Below are 24,262 nucleotides of genomic sequence, written 5' to 3'. Positions count from 1 at the left end.
CAAAACGATTCTTTCGGAGGAGGTCGTCCGTGGACCTCGCCCTCGATCCGTTGGACGTCGCCCGGTGGCAGTTCGGTATCACGACCGTCTACCACTTCCTGTTCGTCCCCCTCACCATCGGCCTGTCGACCCTCGTCGCCTGCCTCCAGACCGCCTGGTACCGCACGGGCAAAGAGCACTACCTCCGCGCGACGAAGTTCTGGGGAAAGCTCTTCCTCATCAACTTCGCGATGGGCCTGGTGACAGGAATCGTCCAGGAGTTCCAGTTCGGCATGAACTGGTCCGACTACTCGCGCTTCGTCGGCGACGTCTTCGGGGCGCCCCTCGCGATCGAGGCCCTGCTGGCGTTCTTCCTCGAATCGACCTTCCTCGGCCTGTGGATCTTCGGCTGGGAGAAGCTGCCCCGCAGGATCCACCTCGCGTCCATCTGGGCCGCCGCGATCGGCACCATGCTCTCGGGCTACTTCATCCTCGCCGCCAACTCCTGGATGCAGCACCCGACCGGCTACCGCATCAACCCCGAGACCGGCCGCGCCGAACTCACCGATTTCGTCGCGGTCCTCACCCAGAACACCGCCGTCAGCGCGTTCGCCCACGTCATCACCGCCGCGTTCCTGACCTCCGCGGCGTTCCTCATCGGCATCAGCTGCTGGCACCTGCGCAAGCGCAACGAGGTCGAGGTCTTCCGGCCGTCGCTGCGCCTCGGCCTGTGGGTCGCCGTCGTCGCGGGCCTCGGCGTCGCGATCACCGGCGACTTCCAGGGCAAGATCATGTACGAGCAGCAGCCCATGAAGATGGCCTCCGCCGAGGCCCTGTGGGACACCGAACAACCGGCGCCGTTCTCGGTGTTCGCGTACGGCGACGTCAACAGGGGCCACAACAAGGTGGCCATCGAGGTGCCCGGGGCGCTGTCGTTCCTGGCCAAGAGCGACTTCAACGCGGAACTCCCCGGCATCAACGACCTCCAGCGGCAGATGGAGGAGAAGTACGGGCCCGGCGACTACCGGCCGAACATCCCCGTGACGTACTGGGGCTTCCGGCTCATGATCGGCTTCGGCATGACGTCGTTCGCGGTCGGTCTGGCGGGCCTGTGGCTCACCCGCAGGAAGCGCCCCCTGCCGACCAACAAATGGATCTGGCGCATCGGCCTGTGGACCATCGCGTTCCCACTCGCGGGCAACTCCTTCGGCTGGATCTTCACCGAGATGGGACGCCAGCCGTGGGTGGTCTTCGGCGTCCTGAAGACCGAGTCCGCGGTCTCGCCCAGCGTCTCCGCCGGTGAGGTCCTGACCTCGCTGATCGTCTTCACGCTGCTGTACGGCGTGCTGGCGGTCGTCGAGTTCGGCCTGCTGCGGCGGTACGTCAAGGCCGGGCCACCGCCGCGCGAACCCGCGAAGAGCACGTCCGCCGACGGCCCCGACACCGGGGCGGGCTCCGGGGCCGACGAGGACGCCGACCAGCCGCTCGCCTTCGCGTACTGACGCCGCGCACCGACATTCGAGGACAACTGCGATGGAACTCACCACGGTCTGGTTCATCCTGATCGCCGTCCTGTGGATCGGCTACTTCTTCCTGGAGGGCTTCGACTTCGGTGTCGGGATCCTCACCAAGGCACTCGCCCGCGACGAGACCGAACGCCGCGTGCTGATCAACACGATCGGCCCGGTGTGGGACGGCAACGAGGTCTGGCTCATCACCGCGGGCGGCGCGATGTTCGCTGCCTTCCCCGAGTGGTACGCCACCATGTTCAGCGGCTTCTACCTGCCCCTGCTGCTCATCCTCGTCGCGCTCATCCTGCGCGGCGTCGCCTTCGAGTACCGCGCGAAGCGCGACGACGCGCGGTGGAAGCGCAACTGGGAGAACGCGATCTTCTGGGGCTCGGCCGTCCCGGCGTTCCTGTGGGGCGTCGCGTTCGCCAACATCGTGCGCGGGATGAGGATCGACGCCGACAAGGAGTACGTCGGTAACCTCCTCGACCTGCTCAACCCGTACGCGCTGCTCGGCGGCGTGGTGACGCTCGTGCTGTTCACCTTCCACGGCGCGGTCTTCGTCGGCCTCAAGACCGTCGGCGACATCCGCGACCGGGCCAACGCCCTCGCGTTCCGGCTCGGCGCCGCGACGGTCCTCCTGGCCGGCGGCTTCCTGGCGTGGACGCAGGCCGACAGCGGCAACGGCAAGAGCGTCTGGGCCGCCGCCGTCGCCGTGGCCGCGCTGCTCGCGGCGCTGGCGTTCAACCGGGCCGGGCGCGAGGGCTGGGCCTTCGTGGCGTCCGGGCTGACCGTGATCGCGGCGGTGACGATGTTCTTCCTCACGTTGTTCCCCAACGTGATGCCGTCGAGCATCGACGCCGCGTACAACCTGACCACCGACAACGCGGCCTCGACGCCCTACACGCTGAAGATCATGACGTGGGTCGCGGTGGTCATGACGCCTATCGTGGTGTGCTACCAGGGATGGACGTACTGGGTCTTCCGCAAGCGGATCGGCACCCGGCACATCCCGACGGCCGCGCCGCACGGGGCGAAGTGACGGCCGCCGCCCGCCGGCCGCACCGGCCCGTGCCGGCGGGACACCCGCGAAGAGTCGACGTCAGAGAGCCATGAAGCCCGTAGACCCGCGCCTGCTGCGCCACGCCCGAGCCACCCGGGGGTTCCTCGCCCTCACCGTTGTCCTCGGCACGGTGGGCGCGGGCCTCGTCATCGTGCAGGCGGGGCTGCTCGCGACCTTGATCGTCGGCGCGTTCGAGGACGGCAAGGGCGTCGCGGACCTGCGTACGCCGCTGATCGCCCTCGCCGCCGTCGCGGCCGGCCGCGCGGCCGTCGCGTGGCTCACCGAGGTCGCGGCGTACCGCACGTCGGCCGCGGTCAAATCGCAGTTGCGCCGCCGCCTGCTCGCCCACGTGATGCGGTTGGGGCCGGCGTGGCTCGACGGGACGCGCACGGGCGAGCTGACGACCCTCGCGACGCGCGGGATCGACGCGTTGGACGGCTACTTCGCGCGCTACCTGCCGCAATTGGTGCTCGCGGTGGTCGTGCCGGTCGCCGTGGTGGCCCGGGTCGTGACGGGAGACTGGATCGCGGCCGTCACGATCGTCGTCACGCTGCCGCTCATCCCCGTCTTCATGGCGCTGATCGGCATGGCGACGCGGAAGTACATGGACCGCCAGTGGCACGTGCTGGAACGCCTGGCCGGGCATTTCCTCGACGTCGTGGCGGGGCTGCCGACGCTGAAGGTGTTCGGACGGGCCAAGGCGCAGGCGCGGTCGATCCGGACGATCACCGACGAGTACCGCAAGGCGACGCTGAAGACGCTGCGGGTGGCGTTCCTGTCGTCGTTCGCGCTGGAACTGCTCGCGACGATCTCGGTGGCCCTGGTCGCGGTGGGCATCGGGCTGCGGCTGGTGGACGGCGACCTGGACCTGTACACCGCGCTGGTGGTGCTGATCCTGGCGCCCGAGGCGTATCTGCCGTTGCGCCAGGTCGGTGCGGAATACCACGCGAGCGCGGAGGGCCTGGCCGCGGCGGAGCGGGTTTTCGCGGTGCTGGAGGAGGAGGCGGGCGAGCCGGCCCGCTCGTCCGTCCCGGCCGACGCCGTCATCACCGTCGACGACCTCGCGGTACGCCACGCCGACCGCACCGAGCCGTCGGTCTCCGGCGTGTCGCTCGTGCTCCGCCCCGGCGAGACCACCGCCCTGGTCGGCCCCAGCGGCGTCGGGAAGTCCACGGTCTTCGCCGCGCTCCTGGCGTTCGTCCGACCCGACGCCGGCCGCGTCACCGTCGGCGGCGTCGACCTCGCGGACCTCGACCCCGACGCGTGGCGCTCCCATATCGCCTGGATGCCGCAACGCCCGTACCTGTTCGCGGGTTCCATCGCCGACAACCTGCGCATGGCCGCGCCCGAGGCCGACGACGAGCGCCTGAACGCGGCCCTGCGTGCCGCGCACGCCGACGAGTTCGTGGCGGCGGCCGGCGGACTCGGCGCGAGGCTGGGCGAGGACGGCGCGGGCCTGTCCGCGGGGCAGCGGCAACGCCTGGCCCTGGCACGGGCGTTCCTCGCGGACCGTCCTGTCGTCCTGCTCGACGAGCCGACGGCGAACCTGGACGGTGCCAGCGAGGCCGCGGTCGTCGACGCCGTACGCCGGCTCGCGAAGGGCAGGACGGTCCTGGTGGCGACGCACCGCCCGGCGCTGTCGGCGATCGCCGACCGGGTCGTGCGGTTGGAGCGGGAACCTCATGCCGAGATTCCCGGAGCGCGGGTCCCGGTTCGGGAGGACGAGGAATCGGCGCCGCATTCGGGCCCGGAACCGCGCCGGGTCCCGGAGTCGGAACCGCCCGCGGAAGCGATCGCGAAACCCACGCGGGAACTCGCCGCGGAACCGGAGCCAATACTGGAATCCGCACCGGGAAAACCGCGATCCGCCATCAGGTCTCACGCCGGCCAAACGGCGGTCGGATCAAACGACTTTCCTTCCGGCCCCCCACTGCGGGGGTCTACCGGAAACACCGAAACGACGCCCGCCCGTCATCCCCAGACCGCCCCCGCGAGCGGATCATCCGGAAAACCACCGCTCACCCCGCCCCGCCCCGCCACCCCTCTTCGCCGCCTCGTCTCCCTCGCCCGTCCCGTCCGTTCCCGCCTCGCCCTCGCCGTCCTTCTCGGCACGATCGCCCTCGGCAGCTCCGTCGGCCTCATGGCCACCTCGGCGTGGCTCATCTCCCGCGCGTCCCAACACCCTCCCGTGCTCACCCTCATGGTCGCCGTGACCTCCGTCCGCGCCCTGGGCATCTCGCGCGCGGTCTTCCGGTACGCCGAGCGCCTCGTCTCGCACGACGCCGCGTTCCGGATCCTCGCCGACCTCCGCGCCCGCGTGTACGAACACCTCGAACGCCTCGCCCCCGGCGGCCTGCCCGCCTTCCGGCGCGGCGACCTCCTCTCGCGGCTCGTCGCCGACGTCGACGCCGTCCAGGACTTCTTCCTGCGCGCCCTGCCGCCCGCCGCCGTCGCGGCCGTCGTCGGCGTCGCCGCGGCCGGCGCCACCGCGGCCTTCCTCCCCGAGGCCGGCGCGGTCCTGGCCGCGGGGCTGCTGGCCGCCGGCGTCGCCGTCCCGTGGACGGCCGCCCGCTTCGCCCGCCGGGCCGAGCGCCGCGTCGCGGCCGTGCGCGGTGAACTCTCCGCCGGCATCGCCGACCTCCTCCGCGGCGCCCCCGAACTCATCGCCGCCGGAGCCGCCCCCTCCCGGCTCGCCGCCGTCGACGCGGTCGATACGCGCCTGCGCCGCACCGAGGCCCGTCAGGCGCACGGCGCGGGCCTCGGCTCCGGCCTGGCCGCGCTCGCGGCCGGCGCGACCGTCTGGGGATGCGCGTTCGTCGGGATCACCGCCGTCGCCGCGGGCCGCCTCGACGGCGTGCTCCTCGCCCTGGTCGTCCTCACCCCGCTCGCCGCGTTCGAGGCGACCGCCGTGCTGCCGGCCGCCGGCCGGCACCTGGACGCGTCCGGGCGCGCCGCCGCACGCGTCTTCGAGGTCGTCGACACCCCCGTCCCGGTACGCGAGCCCGCCCGCCCCGAGCCTCTGCCCGCCGGTCCGCAGCGCCTGCACACGCGCGACCTGGGCGCCCGCTGGACCGCCGCCGGCCCGCCCGCCCTCGACGGCGTCGACCTCGACCTCACCCCCGGCCGCCGCATCGCCGTCGTCGGGCCCAGCGGGTCCGGCAAGACCACGCTCGCGAACGTCATGCTGCGGTTCCTCGACCCGTCGGCCGGGGACGTACGGCTGGCCGCCGCCGACGACGCGACCGCCGCCGACCTCACCCGGCTCGCGGGCGACGACGTCCGCCGCGTGATCGGCCTGTGCGCCCAGGACGCCCACATCTTCGACAGCTCGATCCGGGAGAACCTGCGCCTGGCCCGGCCCGGCTGCGACGACGCGGACCTCCGCGACGCCCTCGCCCGCGCCCGGCTCCTCGACTGGGTCGACAGCCTCCCGCGCGGCCTCGACACCATGGTCGGCGAGCACGGCGCCCGCATGTCCGGCGGCCAGCGCCAACGCCTCGCTCTCGCCCGCGCGCTGCTGGCCGACTTCGACATCCTCATCCTCGACGAGCCCGCCGAACACCTCGATCCGCCGACCGCCGACGCGCTGACCGCCGATCTACTCGCCGCCACCGAGAACCGCACGACGGTCCTGATCACCCACCGGCTCACCGGGCTTGACACCGTCGACGAAATCCTCGTCCTGGACCGCGGCCACGTCGTCCAGCGCGGAACCTGGTCCGAACTCACCGCCGCCCCGGGCCCGTTCCGGAACCTCCGCGCCCGGCGGGCCGTTCTCGAAACGCCGTGACCGCCGGTTTTCGGCCCTCCGCCGGCCACCGGCGTACGGGTGGTCCACGCGGGTTGTTGTGGGTGTTCGGCAAAGTGGATCGCGTTTCTCTGGGCGGTTGCCGCTATCTGCCGAGCTGACCGGCGGGTAACGTGCCGGTGTGCGGCCCCGGAGGATTCCGGAACCGCATGCCTGTGCGCAGGTGCCAACCCGGATTCACCGGGGAATTCCTAGGACATCCTTGTTTCTGGGAGTACAGCCACCCGTCGTGGCCCGGTATGTCGCGCACACCCCGCGCGGTGACCGGACCCGGCAAACCGGATTCGGCCCACGGCGATCCCGAGGGCCGGACAGACCGAGGAGAAAAACGTGGCAGTGGACCATGTGGGAGGGCCCCCCGAGGGCGCCGGCCCCACCACTCCGGCACACCCGGGCCCGGACGCGAGTCCGACCCCGGGGCTCGTGCAACTGCTCTCCCCGGAGGGGGAGCGCGTCGAGCACCCGGACTGGTCGCTCGACCTGACCGACGACGAATACCGCGACCTCTACCGCGACCTGGTGCTGGTCCGCCGCTTCGACGCCGAGGCCACCGCCCTGCAGCGGCAGGGCGAACTGGGCCTGTGGGCGTCGCTGCTCGGCCAGGAGGCCGCCCAGGTCGGCTCCGGCCGGGCGCTCGGCACGCGCGACTACGCCTTCCCGACCTACCGCGAGCACGGCGTCGCGTGGTGCCGCGGCGTGGACCCGCTGAATCTGCTCGGGATGTTCCGCGGCGTCAACAACGGCGGTTGGGATCCGGGCACCAATAACTTCCACCTCTACACCATCGTCATCGGCGCGCAGGCTTTGCACGCGGTCGGATATGCGATGGGACAACAGCGTTCCGGTCGCGAGGGCGCGGTCATCGCGTATTTCGGCGACGGCGCCTCCAGCCAGGGCGACGTCAGCGAGGCATTTACCTTCGCGGCGGTTTTCAACGCGCCCGTCGTATTTTTCTGCCAGAACAATCAATGGGCTATTTCCGAGCCGACGGAACGCCAGATGCGGGTGCCGCTGTATCAGCGCGCCGCGGGTTTCGGATTTCCCGGGGTACGCGTCGACGGCAACGACGTCCTGGCGTGCCTGGCCGTCACCCGGGGCGCGCTGGAGCGGGCCCGCCGCGGGGAAGGCCCCATGCTCGTCGAGGCGTTCACGTACCGCATGGGCGCGCACACCACGTCCGACGACCCCACGCGCTACCGCCTCGCCGCCGAGCTGGAGGCATGGAAGCTCAAGGACCCGATCGAGCGCCTGAAGGCCTACCTGCACAAGAACGGCCTGGCGGACGACGGCTTCTTCGCGGACCTCCAGGCGGAGAGCGACGAACTCGCCAAGCGGATCCGCGACGGCGTCCGCACGATGCCCGACCCCGATCCGACGCTGATGTTCGACCACGCGTACGCCGAACCCCACCCGCTGGTCGACGAGGAGCGGGCCGAATTCAGCGCCTACCACGCGTCGTTCGCCGACCACGGCGCACACCACGGGCAGGAGGGCGGACAGTGATGGCCGACACCACGGGCAGCCGGCCGACCGGCATGACGATGGCCCAGGCGATCAACGCGGGCCTGCGGCGCGCCCTGGAGGACGACCCCAAGACCCTGATCATGGGCGAGGACGTCGGCAAGCTCGGCGGCGTCTTCCGCGTCACCGACGGCCTCCAGAAGGACTTCGGCGAGGACCGCGTCGTCGACACCCCCCTCGCGGAGTCCGGCATCGTCGGCACCGCGATCGGCCTGGCGCTGGCCGGCTACCGTCCGGTCACCGAGATCCAGTTCGACGGGTTCGTGTATCCCGCGTACGACCAGATCGTGTCGCAACTGGCCAAGATGCACGCGCGGGCGCTCGGCCACGTGAAGGTCCCCGTCGTCGTGCGCATCCCCTACGGCGGCGGCATCGGCGCGGTCGAGCACCACAGCGAGTCACCCGAGGCGTACTTCGCGCACACCGCGGGCCTGCGCGTCGTCTCGCCGTCGAACCCGGTCGACGCCTACTGGATGATCCAGCAGGCCATCGCCTCCGACGACCCGGTGATCTTCCTCGAACCCAAGCGCCGCTACTGGACCAAGGCCGAGGTCGACCCCGCCGCGACCCCCGACCCCCTGCACAGCGCCCGCGTCGTGCGGCCCGGCCGGGACTGCACGCTGGTCGGCTACGGGCCCATGGTGCAGACCTGCCTGGACGCGGCCACCGCGGCCGAGGCGGACGACGGCCGCCACCTGGAGGTCGTCGACCTGCGGTCGATCTCGCCGGTCGACTTCCCCCTGGTCGAGGAGTCGGTACGGCGCACCGGGCACCTCGTCGTCGTCCACGAGGCGCCGACCTACCACGGCGTCGGTGCCGAGATCGCCGCGCGCGTGACCGAGCGGTGCTTCTACCACCTGGAGGCCCCCGTGCTGCGGGTCGGCGGCTATCACACGCCGTACCCGCCGTCACGGATCGAGGAGGAGTACCTGCCCGACCTGGACCGGGTGCTCGACGCCGTCGACCGCTCGCTGGCGTGGTGAGGAGCACCGGCATGGCACAGACCCGGCAGTTCGTGATGCCCGACGTCGGCGAGGGCCTCCAGGAGGCGGACATCGTCGCGTGGCAGGTGGCCGTCGGTGACACCGTCACCGACGGCCAGGTGATCGTCGAGGTGGAGACCGCCAAGGCGCTCGTGGAACTCCCGTGCCCGTACGACGGCGTGGTGGCCGAACTCCTCGCCGCCGAGGGCGACACCGTCGCGGTCGGCGCGCCGATCATCAGCGTGCGCGTGGACTCCGGCGCGGAGCCGGAGCCCGCCGAGGCGAACGGCGGCGGGAACGCCGGGCGGGAACCCGGCGGCGAGGGCCCGGAGGGCGCGCCGAACGGGGAGAACGGCGCCGAGAACCCCGGCGCCGGCCGGGAGGCCGTCCTCGTCGGCTACGGCGTGCGCACCGCGAGCGCGCGCCGCCGCCCCCGGACCACGTCGTCCGGCCCCGCCCGGGGCCCGGCGCGCGGCCCCGCCCGTCCGGCGCCCGCGGCGGCACCGAAGGAGGCCGTCGCGGCGGCCCCGCCCCCTCCCGCACCGACCGTGACCCCCTTGCGTCCGGAGGCGGCCCCGCCCGCGGCGACGGGCGGCACGACGGCGGGGACCACGGCCGACCGGCCCGCGCACGCGGGCAGCGTGCTCGTCCTCGCCAAACCCCCCGTGCGCAAGCTCGCCCGCGACCTCGGTGTCGACCTCGCGTCCCTGGTCCCGACCGGGCCCGGCGGCGTCGTCACGCGCGAGGACGTCCACGAGGCCGCCGAGCGGGCCGCGTCCCCGGGCGGGGCCGCGACCGTCCCCTCCGGGGGCGTACGGCGCGTCCCGGTCAAGGGCGTCCGCAAGGCCACGGCCGAGGCGATGGTGGCGAGCGCGTTCACGGCACCCCACGTCACCGAGTGGGTCCAGGTCGACGTCACCCGCAGCGTCAAGCTGGTCAAGAAGCTGCGCGCGCTCCCCGAGTTCGCCGAGGTGAAGGTCTCGCCGCTGCTGCTGGTCGCCACGGCCCTGCTGGGCGCGGTGGGCCGCAACCCCGACGTCAACGCGTCGTGGGACGAGGCGAACCAGGAGATCGTCATCCGGGACCGCGTCAACCTCGGCATCGCGGCGGCCACCCCGCGCGGCCTGCTGGTCCCGAACATCAAGGACGCGGGCGCGCTTTCCCTGGTCGACCTGGCCCGGGCGCTGACCGACCTCACCGCGACCGCGCGGGCCGGCCGGACCGCGCCCGCCGACCTGGCCGGAGGCACCGTCACCATCACCAACGTGGGCGTCTTCGGCATCGACGGCGGTACGCCGATCCTCAACCCCGGGGAGGCGGCGATCCTCGCGGTCGGCGCGATCCGGGAGCTGCCGTGGGTCCACAAGGGCAAGGTGCGACCGCGCCGGGTGACCACGCTCGCGCTCTCGTTCGACCACCGCATGGTGGACGGCGAACTCGGCTCGAAGGTCCTCGCCGACACCGCGGCGGCCCTCGAACGGCCCGAGCGTCTGATCGCCTGGAGCTGACCGGCCGGGGCGGACGGGAACCGCGACACCGCGGCTCCCGTCCGCCGACGGCGTGCCCGGGCGTCACGTCACCGCGATCGCCGCCAGCACCCGGTCGGCGGCCTGACGGTCGCCCTCGATCTTCAGGTCCGCCGCGGCGGGGCGGATCCGCCCGCACATCAGCCGCGCGAACGTCTCCCAGTCCGTCGTGAGCGCCACCAGCGGCGCCAGCGCGACCTGCTCGCCGATCGTCCCGCGCCCGCCCGGCGCGACCGTCACCGTGCGCATGAACTCCAGCGGGCCGTGCACGTCGAACACCACCGCGTGCCCCGGCGCGATCCGCGCGTCCTCGGCGACCACGCGCGGCAGGCGCGTGAGCAGGAAGTCCCGCGACACCCGCGCCGCCGGGGTGTCGAGGTCACCCGGCCGGCGCATCGCGCGACGCACGTCCTGCATGTGCGTCCACACGTCGAACACGCGTGACCGCAACAGGTATTGGTACGGCGTACTGCGCCCCATCATGCCGCGCACCTCGGTCTCCGGCGCGCAGTTGCTCTCGCGCAGCATCCGCAGCCGCCGCCGCACGATGTCGCCCAGCTCGCCGGTCATCTCCGCCGCGGTGTGGCAGCGGCGCACGTCCACGGGTATCTCGCAGTAGCGGGCGAATTCGTCGCCGGGCCGCAGATGCGCCAGATCGCTCGGTAGGCTGTGGATGGGCCTCGGGTCGCCCAGCAACTCCCGCTCGACACCGATCACATGCGACACGACGTCGCGGACCGACCAGCCGGGGCACTCGGTCGCCCGGCTCCACTGCCCCTCGGTGAGTCCGGCGACCACGTCGGCGAGCGAGTCCGCGGACTGCTCCCACGCGTCGACGAGGTACTGGAGTTCATTGCTCACGGCAAACCTCTGGTGTCGTGGCGTCCCGTCTCGGCCCGGTCCCGGACCCGGAGTCCAATCAGGCACGTTACGCTTCGAAAGAGGCCGGGGCAGCAGGTTCGCGCCAAGCGGAACGACCGCCCCCGAGGTTCGGCTCACAACAGTCATGGGATGTGGTGGTCTGCGTGCGGGTGTCCCTGATCCAGCTCGATGTCGACCTCGCCGTGCCGCTCGCCGACCGCGTCGCCGAGGCCGCCGGGCTCGTGCGCGAGCGGGCCGGCGACCACCTGGTCGTGCTGCCCGAGCTGTGGGCCGTCGGCGGCTGGGACTACGCCGCCTGGGACGCGGGCGCCGAGCCGCTCGACGGCCCCACCGCGCACGCGATGGCGGACGCCGCCCGGGACGCGGGCGTGTGGCTGCACGCCGGCAGCATCGTCGAGCGCGACGACGCCGGAGCCCGCTACAACACGTCGCTGCTGTTCGGCCCCGACGGCGGCCTGCGCGCGTCGTACCGCAAGATCCACCGCTTCGGTTTCGACAGCGGCGAGGCGGCGATCATGGGCCCGGGCTCCGAGACCGTGGTCTGCCCGACCCCGTTCGGCACCATCGGCCTCGCCACCTGCTACGACCTGCGGTTCCCGGAGATGTTCCGGCTCCTGTTGGACGCGGGCGCCGAGGTGCTGGTCGTGCCCGCCGCGTGGCCCGCGCGCCGCGTCGAGCACTGGCGGCTGCTCGCGCGCGCCCGCGCCGTCGAGAACCAGGTGTTCGTGCTGGCCTGCAACACCGCCGGCAGCCAGGCCGGTGTCGCGCAGGGCGGGCACAGCGTCGTCGTCGACCCGTGGGGCGAGATCGTCGCCGAGGCCGGGGCGGACGGCCGCGTGCTCACCGCGGAGATCGACACCGCGCTGGTGGCCAAGACCCGCAACGACTTCCCCGTCCTGAAGGACCGCCGCTTCGGCTGACGCACGCCGCCGGGCGTCGTCCCCGGCCTCCCGCCCGGCGCCTGCGGGCAAACGGGCGCACCAAGTGTTTGACTTGCGTTCATGAGCAGCACCCCGCGCCGAGCCCGTGTCCGCGCCCCCGAGCTTGTCGGAGCCGGGGGGTGGATCAATACCGGCGGCAAGGACGTCACCCTGTCGGACCTGCGCGGCAAGTGCGTGCTGGTGGACTTCTGGACCTTCTGCTGCGTGAACTGCCTGCACGTGCTCGACGAGCTGCGCGAGCTGGAGGAGAAATACCGCGACGTCCTCGTCGTGGTCGGCGTCCATTCGCCCAAGTTCGCGCACGAGACCGACCACGGCGCCGTGCTCGCCGCGGTGGAGCGCTACGACGTGCGGCACGCGGTCCTCGACGACCCCGACATGACCACATGGCGGCAGTACGCCGTCCGCGCCTGGCCGACGCTGGTGGTGATCGACCCCGAGGGGTACGTCGTCGCCCAGCTCGCCGGCGAGGGCCACGCGCACGCCGTCGACGCCCTGGTCACCGAGCTGGTCGCCGAGCACGCCGAGAAGGGCACGCTGCACCGCGGCGACGGGCCCTACGTGCCCGCCGAGGCGCCGCGCACCGACCTGCGGTTCCCCGGCAAGGCGCTGCGGCTGCCGTCGGGCACGCTGCTGGCGTCCGACTCCGGGCACCACTCGCTGGTCGAGCTGGCCGACGACGGGACCACGGTGCTCCGCCGCATCGGCGGCGGGCAGCGCGGCCTGGTCGACGGCGGGCCGCGCCACGCGTCGTTCGCCGAGCCGCAGGGCCTCGCGCTGCTGCCCGCGGAGGTCGCCGCGCACGTCGGCTACGACGTCGTGGTGGCCGACACAGCGAACCACGCGCTGCGGGGCGTCTCCCTCGCGACCGGCACCGTGCGGACCGTCGCGGGCACCGGCCGCCAGTGGTGGCAGGGCGCGCCGACGTCGGGCGCGTCGCGGTCCGTGGACCTGTCGAGCCCGTGGGACGTGGCGTGGTTCGGCGGGCGCGTGGTGGTCGCGATGGCCGGGGTGCACCAGCTGTGGGAGTTCGACCCGGTCGGCGAGGCCGTCGACGTGCTCGCGGGCACGACCAACGAGGGGCTGGAGGACGGCCCGGTGGACACCGCGTGGTTCGCGCAGCCGTCCGGCCTGGCCGTCTCGCCGGACGGGCACACGCTGTGGATCGCGGACGCCGAGACGTCCGCGCTGCGCGAGCTGACCGACGGCCAGGTCACCACGGCCGTCGGCGAGGGGCTGTTCGACTTCGGGCTGCGGGACGGCGACGCGAGCCAGGCGCTGTTCCAGCACCCGCTGGGCGTCACGACCCTGCCGGACGGCTCGGTCGCCGTCGCGGACACCTACAACGGCGCGCTGCGGCGCTTCGACCCGGTCACGGGCGCGGTCACCACGCTCGTGGCGGGCCTGCGCGAGCCGTCCGACGCCGTGGTGGTCGCCGACGACGACGGCGTGTACGTCATGGTGGTCGAGTCGGCGGCGCACCGGCTCACCCGCGTCCGGGTGCCCGACGAGGCGCCCTCGATGCCCGCCCGGGCGCACCGCACGGCCCGCCCGCCGGTCGAGATCGGGCCGGGCAGCGTCCGCCTGCGCGTGGTCTTCGACGCTCCGCCGGGGCAGAAGCTCGACGACCGGTACGGGCCCGCCACGCGCCTGCTGGTCGAAGCCGGCCCGCCCGGCATGCTCCGCTCCGGCGAGGGGCCGGGCACCGCGCTGACGCGCACCCTCGTACTCGACGACGCCGTCGGCGACGGGGTGCTGCACGTCTCGGCGATGGCGGCGTCCTGCGACGCCCTCGGCCCGGACGGCAAGCCCGCGGAATACCCGGCGTGCCACGTGCACCAGCAGGACTGGGGTGTGCCGGTGCGCGTCGTGGAGGGCGGCCCCGACGAGCTGGTCCTCGTCCTGGCCGGCCTCGACGCGCCCGACGCCGGGCCCGACGCCTGACCGCGGCCGGGGCCTCAGCTCTCCAGGAACGCGTTCATCGCCGACGCGAGCAGATAGGGGTCGGACGCGCCGCACAGCTCCCGGGCCGAGTGCATCGACAGCGTCGGGATGCCGACGTCGACGGTCTCGACGCCGAGCCTGGTCGCGGTGATCGGCCCGATCGTCGTCCCGCACGGGATGGAGTTGCGGCTCACGAACGTCTGCCACGGCACGCCCGCGCGTTCGCACGCCGCCGCCCAGACCGCGCGGCCCTTCCCGTCGGTCGCGTAGCGCTGGTTCGCGTTGACCTTGAGGATCGGCCCGCCGTTGGGCAGCGGGTGGTGGTCGGGGTCGTGGCGCTCGGCGTAGTTGGGATGGACGGCGTGCCCGACGTCGCTCGACAGGCACAGCGTGTCGGCGAAGGCGCGCGCCTGGTTGTCCCAGTGCTGCGAGCCGACGACGCGCCGCAGCGTGTTCTCCAGCAGCGGTCCGCCCGCACCGGTCGTCGACGCGCTGCCGACCTCCTCGTGGTCGAACGCGGCGAGCACCGGGACGTGCGCGAGGCCGTCGCTCGCGGCGGCGGTCAGCAGCGCGGCCAGCCCCGCGTGCACCGACACCAGATTGTCCAGCCGGGCCGCGGCGAGCAGTTCGCGGTCGCGGCCGAGGTAGGCGGGGGGCTGCACGTCGTGCACCATGAGGTCCCACCCGGCCACGTCGCCGGGCGCGACCCCGGCCTCCTTGGCGACGTATTCGACGAGGTCGCCCTCGACGACCGGGCCGAGCCCCCACACCGGCGTCATGTGGTGCTGCTTGTCGAGCGTCATGCCCTCGTTGACCGCGCGGTCGAGGTGGATGGCCAGCTGCGGGACGCGCAGCAGCGGGCGGTCGATGTGCACGAGCTGTTCGCCGCCGTCGCGGAGCGCGAGCCGCCCGGACAGGCCGAGGTCGCGGTCGAGCCAGGTGTTCAGCAGGGTTCCGCCGTACAGCTCGACGGCCACTTGGCGCCAGCCCACCCGGCCGGTGTCGGGGCGCGGCTTGACCCGCAGGTTCGGCGAGTCGGTGTGGGCGCCGACGATGCGGAAGCCGGTGGGGCCGGTGGCCCCCTCCGGGACGAACCAGGCGATCAGCGCGCCGCCGCGCACCAGGTAGCGCCCGCCCGGGCCGCCTTCCCAGGGCTCGGTCTCGACGGCCTGGCGGAACCCGGCGGCGGCGAGCCGTTCGGCAGCGACCGCGACCGCGTGGTACGGCGACGGGCTCGCGGTGATGTACCGGATCAGGTCGTCGGTGTGCGCCCGGTCGAACCGGTGTCCGAGGGGGGAGGTCATGCTGCTCCTTCGCGGTGCGTCGCGACCGCGGGTGGTCGTCCGGATGGCTCGCCGACGAGCGTACGCCGTGCGCGTCGTCGGCGCTGACGGGCAGGTCAGCGCGGTGACCGGTGGGTCACGGTGCCGTGCGCGTCGGCGGTCAGGGAGGCGCTGCCGTAGTCGTCGAGCACCGATACGCGGATCACCAGTTCGCCCGACCGCGGGTCGTGATCGAAGGCGATGTGCCAGCCGGTGGGCGCGGTGAGGCCCAGCGAGGCCTTGGCCTCGGCGACCAGTTCGGGAAGCCGTTCGTACGGGATGGCCCGCAGGTCGATCAGCGGTGTGCCGCCGCCCGTCGAACGCGTGCCGCTCGGGCCTTCCGTCTGGGCCTCGTCGTCGCGGAACTCGAAGCCGTCGACGAGGCGCGGGTCGGCCGGTTGGGGGGCCTCCAGGGTCACGGAGGACTCGTCGATGCTGAACCGGACGGCCTGGCCGGTGCCCGCGAGGGCCATCAACTCCTCCGCGGCGCGGCGCATTTCGCCGGGCGCGAGCATGCTCTCCTCGCTGACCGCGACGTCCGTCGTGGTGGTGGACGTGCTGCTCGGCGGGCGGCCGGGAGCGGTGTCGTCGTCGAACAGGTCGCCGCGGTTCGCGAGGACGACCAGCGCGGCGCCGAGCAGCAGCCCGACGATGACGACCAGGCAGACCCCGCCCTCCACGTCCTCGCCGGGGGCCTCGACGAGCGTTGACTCGGGGGCCGAGTCGACGGCCTCCGCCGCCGCCCTGCGGACCCAGTCGTCGTCGGGCTCGGCGACGATCGTGACATCCCACGGCCGGTCGGGCCGGGTGCGGACGACGACGGTTGTGCGCGGCTTGTAGTCGGGGATGTCGACGAGGTTGACGCTCTGCGTGAGCTTGACGCGGTACGCGCGCGCGTCGTCGGGAGCGACCGTCAGCACGAACTCGACCGGGATGTCCGCCGATTCCGACGACACCGCGCGGCGGCTCTCGATCCGCGCGAGGGCCAACACCGGCTCGGGCGCCGTGGATGCGCCGCGTTCCGCGCGTTCCCCCCGTTCCCTGCGCGAGGCGTAGGTGGCCCACGCGACGACGAGCACGACATTCGCCGTGATCAGTCCGCCCCCGACCGCGAGCAGGAACCATTTTTCGAGGACGAACGCCACGACGCAGCACGCGATCCCGGCGCCGAGCGCGCCGCCGGACGCGCAGGCGCGCAGGTAGGTGCCGAAGCCGGGCTTGGTGGACTCCTCGGACGGGCTGACGGTCATGCCCGCCGATTGTGGCGTGCGCCGGTGTCCGCCGGGAGACCGGGTGGTGAACCGGGCGGTGCGCGGTGGCGCCGCGGTCGCGCGGCCGGCCGCGCGACCGCCCGGAAGCCGTGCCGTTCGCGGCTTTCCGCCGGCGCGGCTTCCGGGTGTCCCGGCGCCGGTCACGCGCGCCGGTGGGCCAGCTCCAGCAGCACGCGCGTGAGGTCGCGGGCGGCGTCGGGGCGGCCGAGTGTGAGCGCGGCCTTGGCGGTGGCGACGCGCGCCTCGGTGTCCGTCAGCAGGTCCAGCAGCACGCCGCGCAGCCGCTCGGGGGTGGCGTCCGGGCCGACGAGGGCGTGGGCCGCGCCGGCGTCGGCGAGGTGGCGGGCGTTGTGCACCTGCTCGTTGCCGCCGGAGGTCATCAGCGGCACGAGGACGCCGGCCTTGCCGAGTGCCGTCAGCTCGGCGAGCGTGCCCGCGCCGCTGCGGGAGACCACCACGTCCGCGAGCGCGAACACATGGGGGAGTTCGGCGCCGAGGAACGGAACGACGTGGTAGCGGGCGCGTTCGGCCTCCGGCAGCGACGCGGCGCCCGCCGTGGCGGCCTCGACGTTCGCCGGGCCGCACTGGTGGACGATGTTGGCCCGGGCGAGCACGTCGGGCAGGACGGCGGCCAGCAGCGTGTTGATCTGCTGGGCGCCCTGCGCGCCGCCGGTGACGTAGACGGTCGGCAGGTCGGGCCGGTGCCCGTCCCAGCCGAGGGCCTGCGCGGCCTTGTCCCGGTCGCCCTCGGCGAGTTCGGGCCGTACGGGGTTGCCGGTGACGAGGGCCCGGGCCTTGACCCCGGCGGGCAGGTGGGCCAGGGACGCCTCCGACGACAGCGCGACGCGGTTCGCGCGGCGGGCGAGGATCCGGTTCGCCAGGCCCATGCCGACGGTCTGCTCGTGGATGAGGAGCGGTTTGCGCAGCGTCTCCGCGGCGATGCCGATCGGCACGGCGGCGTACCCGCCGGTGGCGAGGACGGCGTGCGGGTCGAACCGCTTGACGATGCTCATCGCGTCCTTGACCCCGAGGGGCACCCGGGCCGCGTCGCGCAGGTTCGCCGTGTTGATCATGTGGATCGGGTTGGACGCGCGGCGGAGCTTGCCGGTCCGGACCGGGGTGAACGCGATGCCTTCCTGCCCGGCGACGCGCTCCTCCAGGCTGCCCGCGCTGCCGACGTACAGCAGTTCGATCATCGAGCCGGTGTCGTGGGCACGCAGGGTGCGGGCGACGGTGACGGCCGGGTAGACGTGTCCGCCCGTCCCTCCTCCGGTGAGGAGGATCCGCAGGGGACGGGTCGGCGGCGGGGGCAAGGTCTGCATGGGGGAGGCGCGGCCCTTTCCGGCGGTGGCGTGTGGAGTCGGCGGTGACGACGCGTGCCGGCGCCATCCGCCTCGGTGAGTCTCCCAGAAGATCCACGCCCCACCCCGCCCGACCACACAAGCCCCCGCAACGCCCCCGCAACAACCCCCGCCGCGTCCCCCGTACTTGGCGCTCGCCGTTCCCCCGCGCCTGCCCTGCCCGACACACCGCGACCCCGCACACCGTGCCGCCCGCGCCCGCTCGATACGCCGCGTGCCCGATACGCCCCGTGCCCGCGCGTGCCGTGCCGCCCACGCCCGCCCGATACGCCCCGTGCCCGCGCGTGCCGCGCCGCCCCCCCGCGCCCGATACGCCGCGTCCCCGCACGTACCGCGCCGCCCGCCCGCGCCCGATACGCCGCGTCCCCGTCCGATACGCCGCGTCCCCCGCACCCGGTGAAACGGGGTGCGGGGGACGCGTTCTGGCGGGGTGTCAGGTCGCGGTGCTCAGAAGGCTTCCTCCGGGAGGTCCATCAGCGTGTTGTCGGTCTGCTCGGCCATGAGGCGCTGCGGGGTGAGCAGCGGCAGCACGTTCGTCGCGAAGTGCTTCGCGGCGGCGACCTTGCCCTGGTAGAACGCCTTGTCGCGCGCGTTCGGCCCCTGGGCCAACTTGTCGAGGGCCACGGCGGCTTGGCGCAGGAGGAGCCACCCGACGATCAGGTCGCCGGAGGCCAGGAGGAGGCGCGTGGTGTTCTGGCCGACCTTGTAGATCTCGGTGATCTCCTTTTCGGACGCCATCAGTTGCGTGATGAGCGTGCCGACGATGCCCTGGACGTCCTCGGCGGCCCGGGCGAGCAGCGCCCGCTGCGGGGCGAGCGTCTCGCCGCCGCCGTCGGAGGCGATGAACTCCTGGATCTCGCCCGCCACTTGGGTGAGCGCCTGGCCCTGGTCGCGGACGATCTTGCGGAAGAAGTAGTCCTGGCCCTGGATCGCGGTGGTGCCCTCGTAGAGGGTGTCGATCTTCGCGTCCCGGATGTACTGCTCGACCGGGTACTCCTGGAGGAACCCGGAACCGCCGAACGTCTGCAGCGACTGGGCCAGTTGCTCGTACGACTTCTCCGAGCCGTAGCCCTTGACGATGGGCAGCAGCAGGTCGTTGACGCGCTCGGCGGCCTCGTCGCGGCGCCCCTCGGCCTCGGCCTGGGCGATGCGGTCCTGCCACGTCGCGGTGTAGAGCACCAGCGCGCGCATGCCCTCGACGTACGCCTTCTGCGTCATCAGCGAGCGCCGCACGTCGGGGTGGTGGGTGATGGTCACGCGCGGTGCGGTCTTGTCGGTCATCTGCGTCATGTCGGCGCCCTGGACGCGCTGCCTCGCGTAGTCGAGCGCGTTGAGGTAGCCGGTCGACAGCGTCGCGATGGCCTTGGTGCCGACCATCATGCGGGCGTACTCGATGATCCGGAACATCTGGGCGATGCCGTTGTGCACCTCGCCGACGAGCCAGCCGACGGCCGGGATGCCGTCCGTGCCGCCGAAGGTCAGCTCGCACGTCGTGGAGGCCTTGAGGCCCATCTTGTGCTCGACGTTGGTGACGAACGCGCCGTTGCGCGCGCCGAGTTCGCCGGTGTCCCAGTCGAAGTGGAACTTCGGCACGATGAACAGCGACAGGCCCTTCGTCCCGGCTCCGGCGCCCTCGGGGCGGGCCAGGACGAGGTGGATGATGTTGTCGGTGAGGTCCTGGTCGCCCGAGGTGATGAAGCGCTTGACGCCCTCGATGTGCCAGGAGCCGTCCTCCTGGCGGACGGCCCGGGTGCGGCCCGCGCCGACGTCGGAGCCGGCGTCCGGCTCGGTGAGGACCATGGTGGAGCCCCACTGGCCGTCGACCATGCGGGCGGCGACCTTCCTCTGCTCGTCGGTGCCCAGGACGTGGAGGACGTGGGCGAAGTCGGGGCCGGCGGCGTACATCCACAGGGCGGGGTTGGCGCCGAGGACCAGCTCGGCGACCGACCAGCGCAGCGAGAGCGGGGTGGCGGTGCCGCCCATGTCCTCCGGGAGCGCGAGGCGCCACCACTCGGAGTCCATGTAGGCCTTGTAGCTCTTCTTGAACGACTCGGGCAGGGTCGCGCTGTGCGTCGCCGGATCGAAGACCGGGGGGTTGCGGTCCGCGTCCGCGAAGGAGTCGGCGAGTTCTCCGACGGCCAGCCTCTCGACCTCGGTGAGGATCGAGCGGGCGGTGTCGACGTCCATCTCGGCGAACGGGCCACTGCCGTAGACCTGCTCGCGGCCGAACACCTCGAAAAGGTTGAATTCGAGGTCGCGGAGATTCGACTTGTAGTGGCCCATGGTGTGGCTCCGCCTGTTCGTCGTAGGCTGTGCTTACTGGCTGGTAACCCCATGATGCTACTCACGGGTAACTTTGGCAATCCCGGTCTGCGGCCAATCGGGCGACGGGACGCGCTAATCTCGAGGACGTGTACGGCTACGCGACCGAGGAACCCCAGGTGCGGGCGGAGGCCCCCAGCCTGACCGACGCCGTGCGCGCCTTCGCGACCGGCATGATGAACGGCGAGGACTTCCAGTCCGTCTTCATAGCCTCCAAGGTCTTCTGCCCCCGCGGTGACCGCCCGGGCTTTCTGGCGCTGCACAACACGCCCGAGCCCGTCATCCCGATGTTCTCCTCGCTGGAGGAGCTGAAGCGCTACGCCGGCGACGAGTCCCGGCACTTCACCGTCACCGGTGCCGAGGTGCTCGACCTGCTGCCCGACGGCTACGGGTTCGTCCTGGACCTCGATGGCGAGCACCGGGTGATGTTCGACGCGAAGGCGATCGAGCAGATGATCAACTTCGCGATGCGCCGGATGTACGGCTGACCCAGCCGCAGGCGCCTCGTCCGGCCGGCCACCCCGGCGGGACGGCCCGTGCGGTGGCCGCACCGTACTTCGGGCATGATTCACGGAAATCACCACCCTGTTGCGCTTTGCGTCCGGACGTGTGCCGAGCGCGTCGCGGTACTAGGCTCTGCTGCGTGGCCAACTGCCATAGGTCACATTGCCGTACGTGGTTATGACGTCCCATCGGTTTTCTACACAGGGGAGCACCGCCATGCCCCAGACTCCGGATCCGCTGGTTTCGCTCGCCCGCCTCCGAGCGGAACTGCGGCGGCTTCGGGAGCGGCATTCGTTCACGCAGCAGCAGGTCGCCGACGCCATGGACTGGTCGCTGAGCAAGCTGATCAGGATCGAGGGCGGTCGCAACCGCATTTCGACCAACGACCTGCGCGTCCTGCTGACGCACTATCAGGTCGAGCCCGAGCAGCAGGACAGGCTGCTCGCGCTGTCGAAGGACGTGCGCAGGTCGGCGTGGTGGGACAAATACAGCGACGTGCTGACGCGCGAGTACGGCGCCTACATCAGCTACGAGTCGGTCGCGTCCACCCTGCGCAACTTCGAGATCACCGTGGTGCCGGGCCTGTTGCAGACGGCCGACTACGCCGCGCAGGCGATGGAGAGCGCGGGCATGGAGCCCGCGAAGATCGCCCGGGGTGTCGAACTCCGGCTGGAGCGGCAGAAGTTGTTCGCGCGCGCGGAGCCGCCGGAGACCCACTTCATCGTCGACGAGTCGGTGATCCGCAGGGTCGTCGGCGGGCCGGACGTCATGCGGGAGCAGCTGCGGCACCTGCGGCAGCTCGCCACGCGCCCGACCGTGACCCTGCAGATCGTGCCCTTCACCGCCGGGCTCTACCGGCGGCACCGGCGCGGGTACGCGCTGTTCGAATTCCCCGACGTGGAATCGCTCGTGCTCTACATCGAGGGCGCCGAAGGCGAAATGATCATCTCCGAGCCCACCGGCGGAAAGCAGCAGGAGTACCTGGACTCCTTCTTCGCCTTGGAGGAAATGGCCGCCGGGGCCGACGTGTTGAAGATGATCGACGACGCGCTGGAACGGTTGGATTGAGGCAACTCCCCCTTGTCACGCGCATCTTGGTGCGGTCAAATGGTACTGCGGCAAAGTGACACCTGGCACTTTTCACTACGGCGGATGGCCAGGTGGTAGCCGAAAGGCCGACAGCCGGTGCGCCGAAAGGGGGCAGGCATGTGCGACGCGGGGCTCCATCGCCCGACGGGGGCACCCATGCCCGGGCCACCCTCAGGCGCCGCGCAAACCCTCGGTGAACATCCGCCACGCCTCGGTGGCGACACCGACTCGTGGTCCGTGGGGGCGCCGGGAATCCCGTACCAGGATCCGGGCGTCCGCACGGGCCTCCACGCAGTTTCCCGTCTGGCTGTGACTGCTGCGCCGCCATGGCGTGTTCGCCGTGATGATCTCTGCCACGCCTTCTTCTCCCTTGAAGCCGGACCTGAGAAGTCAGCCGCAGCGGGAGTCGTGGCGTCGTTGGCACGAGAATCCGCAACGGGTGGCGGCCGAGGCCGCCGGGATAAGGAGGATCCTTAAGAATCGCCGACGAACTCCACAAAGTCGACAGGGGTTTGTCTCACAGAGCAGGCGCGCTCGGCGCACCTGCGCCGGAGTCGGGCGGGTTCGGCACACGCGTGTCCGAACAACGCCTTCCCACTTCGGCGTTCGTTCATGCGGGGGAGAGGCGGCATGCCGATTCGCGGTCGACACGCCGTCTCTCCCCGTCGAATCACCGGCAACGGCCATCGCGACTTCGGACACCGTCTTCGGGACTCGCCAGACTCCCAGGCTATCGAAGGGCGTTGGCCATCGAAAGGGCTCAGCCGCGTGCGTCGGCGTACGCCCGGCGCGCACCGGTCGCCCCTCGGTTTCGGGGAGTGAGGAAGTTGTTCCATGACAACAGCGCCGTGCGGGTGCCGCGCGGCTCGAACGTGGTGGTCCAGACGCCGCAACGGACCTGGACCGGTCCCGGCGTCATCGCGGCCGTCGTGGTCCTCGTCGCGCTCGGCGCGCTGCGCGGCACCGACGACGGCGGGCGGCCGGCCACGCCGCGCGAGGTCGTGATCGCCGAGTTCGGCACCACGGCCCTGCGGGCCGGCCCCTCCGCGGACGCTCCCGCCGTCCGCGACCTCGGCCACGGCCAGGCGGTCAAGGTCATATGCCACACCGAGGGGTCCGAATCCCTCGGGTGGGGCGGCACCAGCCGCACCTGGGACCTGGTGGAGGCCGACGGCGCGAGGGGCTACGTGCCCGACGTCGCCGTCAACACCAGGGTGTCGGTCGACAAAATCGCCCCGTCCTGCGGGGAGACCCCGCAGCGGTGACGGCGAGCGGACGCCCCGCGCCGCGGCGGTCGCGGTGCGGGGCGTCCGGCGTTCACGGCGACTCTCGCGGTGCGTTCCCGGGGGTCCTGTTGGTCCCGATTCGTCGGGTCAGGCCGGGCGCCTGCCGTGGTTGGCGCGGTTCCTGCGGCGGGTCCTGCGCTTCCGGGTCTTCTTGGACACGGTCGTCTCCCCTCGACGGCCCCGGAGCGTTACCCGCGCGCAACCGGCCCTATCCGTACGGGAGTTGCCGTATTCATCCAATGTTCATCCGGCGTGGGCGCGCCAGATTACCGGCGGGACCGCAGCCACGGGCCGGCGGACCACGTACCGGGCAGCGGCGGCCCCGAGACCTCGCCCGCGGGGGCCGGCTCCGAAGGCGGATCCGATGCGGCGCCGCGGGACTTCCGGCGGCGCACCGCGTACACGACCAGGGCCACCGCGACCACGGCGACGCCCGCGATGGTCGCCGCCGTACCGATGCGCTCCTGCACCGCGATCCCCGCGAAGTGCCCGACCGACACGAACGCCGCCGCCCAGATCGCGGCGACGGGTATCTGGGTGAGCCAGAACGTGCGGTACGGCAGCTCCGCGCGTCCCGCCAGCCGCGGCGTGAACGTCCGGAGCCCGGCGATCCACTGCGCGACGGCGATCGACCACACGCCGTGCCGGACGACCATCTGCTCCGCGCGCCGCACCGTGTTGGCCAGGCGACTCGACGTGAGCGTACCGGCGTGGTGCCGACCGCGCAGATAGGCGATCTGGCCGCCCACCACCGCGGCGGCGATCGCCACCGGCAGGGCCGCCGCGAGCGGCACATCCCCCAGGCGGGTGGTCAGGCCGAGCGCGACCAGCAGCGTCGAACCGGGGAGCACGAGCCCGAACAGCAGCGCCGACTCGGCGACCACCGCGACACCGACCACCGCGAGCACCAGCGGGGGCGGCAACACGCTGACGATGTCGTGGACCACGTGCG

The 24,262-nt window shown here is 72.5% G+C and carries 18 protein-coding genes; 11 read left to right on the top strand and 7 right to left on the bottom strand.

All coding sequences use genetic code 11. The features are described from left to right. Positions 1–29 precede the first annotated feature (29 nt). The 6 genes from LO772_RS17370 (at position 30) to LO772_RS17345 (ending at position 10,370) form a co-directional block, all read left to right on the top strand. On the top strand, positions 30–1,481 hold the full coding sequence (locus LO772_RS17370) for a cytochrome ubiquinol oxidase subunit I (protein WP_231779316.1): 1,452 nt from the start codon (positions 30–32) through the stop codon (positions 1,479–1,481). Positions 1,482–1,512: 31 nt separating this feature from the next. Continuing rightward, on the top strand, positions 1,513–2,529 hold the full coding sequence (cydB, locus tag LO772_RS17365; protein WP_231779315.1) for a cytochrome d ubiquinol oxidase subunit II: 1,017 nt from the start codon (positions 1,513–1,515) through the stop codon (positions 2,527–2,529). 70 nt (positions 2,530–2,599) lie between these two features. Beyond that, positions 2,600–6,340: a thiol reductant ABC exporter subunit CydD gene (cydD, locus tag LO772_RS17360; RefSeq protein WP_231779314.1), complete on the top strand. Its 3,741-nt coding sequence runs from the start codon at positions 2,600–2,602 to the stop codon at positions 6,338–6,340. A gap of 348 nt (positions 6,341–6,688) precedes the next feature. Then, the gene (gene pdhA, locus LO772_RS17355; RefSeq protein WP_231779313.1) at positions 6,689–7,861 is read left to right on the top strand and encodes a pyruvate dehydrogenase (acetyl-transferring) E1 component subunit alpha; all 1,173 of its coding nucleotides are present in this window, start codon (positions 6,689–6,691) and stop codon (positions 7,859–7,861) included. Positions 7,862–7,893: 32 nt separating this feature from the next. Next, positions 7,894–8,862: an alpha-ketoacid dehydrogenase subunit beta gene (locus LO772_RS17350; RefSeq protein WP_231779597.1), complete on the top strand. Its 969-nt coding sequence runs from the start codon at positions 7,894–7,896 to the stop codon at positions 8,860–8,862. 11 nt (positions 8,863–8,873) lie between these two features. After that, the gene (locus LO772_RS17345; protein WP_231779312.1) at positions 8,874–10,370 is read left to right on the top strand and encodes a dihydrolipoamide acetyltransferase family protein; all 1,497 of its coding nucleotides are present in this window, start codon (positions 8,874–8,876) and stop codon (positions 10,368–10,370) included. 63 nt (positions 10,371–10,433) lie between these two features. Here LO772_RS17345 and LO772_RS17340 read toward each other — a convergent pair whose 3' ends face one another. Continuing rightward, positions 10,434–11,249 (bottom strand): maleylpyruvate isomerase family mycothiol-dependent enzyme, encoded by an 816-nt coding sequence (locus tag LO772_RS17340; RefSeq protein WP_231779311.1) that lies wholly within the window; start codon positions 11,247–11,249, stop codon positions 10,434–10,436. Between the two features lie 164 nt (positions 11,250–11,413). On the opposite strand from LO772_RS17340, the gene LO772_RS17335 reads away from it, so the two are divergent. After that, the gene (locus LO772_RS17335; RefSeq protein WP_231779310.1) at positions 11,414–12,190 is read left to right on the top strand and encodes a carbon-nitrogen family hydrolase; all 777 of its coding nucleotides are present in this window, start codon (positions 11,414–11,416) and stop codon (positions 12,188–12,190) included. Positions 12,191–12,271: 81 nt separating this feature from the next. After that, a complete protein-coding gene (locus tag LO772_RS17330; RefSeq protein ID WP_231779309.1) occupies positions 12,272–14,155 on the top strand; it encodes an NHL domain-containing thioredoxin family protein in 1,884 nt (627 codons plus the stop codon). A 14-nt stretch (positions 14,156–14,169) separates the two neighbouring features. Here the strand turns inward: LO772_RS17330 and LO772_RS17325 are convergent, their stop codons facing one another. The 4 genes from LO772_RS17325 to LO772_RS17310 all read right to left on the bottom strand — a co-directional run bounded on the left by LO772_RS17325 (position 14,170) and on the right by LO772_RS17310 (position 20,392). Next, on the bottom strand, positions 14,170–15,459 hold the full coding sequence (locus tag LO772_RS17325; RefSeq protein ID WP_231779308.1) for a M18 family aminopeptidase: 1,290 nt from the start codon (positions 15,457–15,459) through the stop codon (positions 14,170–14,172). A 95-nt stretch (positions 15,460–15,554) separates the two neighbouring features. Continuing rightward, entirely contained in the window at positions 15,555–16,727 is a 1,173-nt protein-coding gene (locus LO772_RS17320; RefSeq protein WP_231779307.1) for a hypothetical protein, read from the bottom strand. A 161-nt stretch (positions 16,728–16,888) separates the two neighbouring features. Further along, positions 16,889–18,070, bottom strand: a complete 1,182-nt coding sequence (locus LO772_RS17315) for a UDP-N-acetylglucosamine--N-acetylmuramyl-(pentapeptide) pyrophosphoryl-undecaprenol N-acetylglucosamine transferase (RefSeq protein ID WP_231779306.1) — start codon at positions 18,068–18,070, stop codon at positions 16,889–16,891. Between the two features lie 486 nt (positions 18,071–18,556). Beyond that, on the bottom strand, positions 18,557–20,392 hold the full coding sequence (locus LO772_RS17310; RefSeq protein WP_231779305.1) for an acyl-CoA dehydrogenase: 1,836 nt from the start codon (positions 20,390–20,392) through the stop codon (positions 18,557–18,559). Between the two features lie 128 nt (positions 20,393–20,520). On the opposite strand from LO772_RS17310, the gene LO772_RS17305 reads away from it, so the two are divergent. Both LO772_RS17305 and LO772_RS17300 read left to right on the top strand, forming a co-directional pair. Continuing rightward, on the top strand, positions 20,521–20,919 hold the full coding sequence (locus LO772_RS17305; protein ID WP_231779304.1) for an SseB family protein: 399 nt from the start codon (positions 20,521–20,523) through the stop codon (positions 20,917–20,919). A gap of 232 nt (positions 20,920–21,151) precedes the next feature. Further along, positions 21,152–22,003 carry a helix-turn-helix domain-containing protein gene (locus LO772_RS17300; RefSeq protein ID WP_231779303.1) on the top strand — a complete coding sequence of 284 codons (852 nt, stop codon included), beginning with the start codon at positions 21,152–21,154 and terminating at the stop codon, positions 22,001–22,003. A gap of 192 nt (positions 22,004–22,195) precedes the next feature. On the opposite strand, the gene LO772_RS17295 is transcribed toward LO772_RS17300, so the two are convergent. Continuing rightward, entirely contained in the window at positions 22,196–22,381 is a 186-nt protein-coding gene (locus LO772_RS17295; protein WP_231779302.1) for a DUF397 domain-containing protein, read from the bottom strand. Positions 22,382–22,851: 470 nt separating this feature from the next. Here LO772_RS17295 and LO772_RS17290 point away from each other — a divergent pair, with 470 nt between their 5' ends. Next, on the top strand, positions 22,852–23,289 hold the full coding sequence (locus LO772_RS17290) for a hypothetical protein (RefSeq protein ID WP_231779301.1): 438 nt from the start codon (positions 22,852–22,854) through the stop codon (positions 23,287–23,289). Positions 23,290–23,576: 287 nt separating this feature from the next. On the opposite strand, the gene LO772_RS17285 is transcribed toward LO772_RS17290, so the two are convergent. Further along, positions 23,577–24,257 (bottom strand): DedA family protein, encoded by a 681-nt coding sequence (locus tag LO772_RS17285; RefSeq protein ID WP_231779300.1) that lies wholly within the window; start codon positions 24,255–24,257, stop codon positions 23,577–23,579. Positions 24,258–24,262 lie beyond the last annotated feature (5 nt).

The sequence above is a fragment of the Yinghuangia sp. ASG 101 genome (genome assembly GCF_021165735.1).
Classification (GTDB): Bacteria; Actinomycetota; Actinomycetes; order Streptomycetales; family Streptomycetaceae; genus Yinghuangia.
Note: the sequence above shows the minus strand (reverse complement) of the source record. Positions and strands in the feature narration are given on the sequence as shown.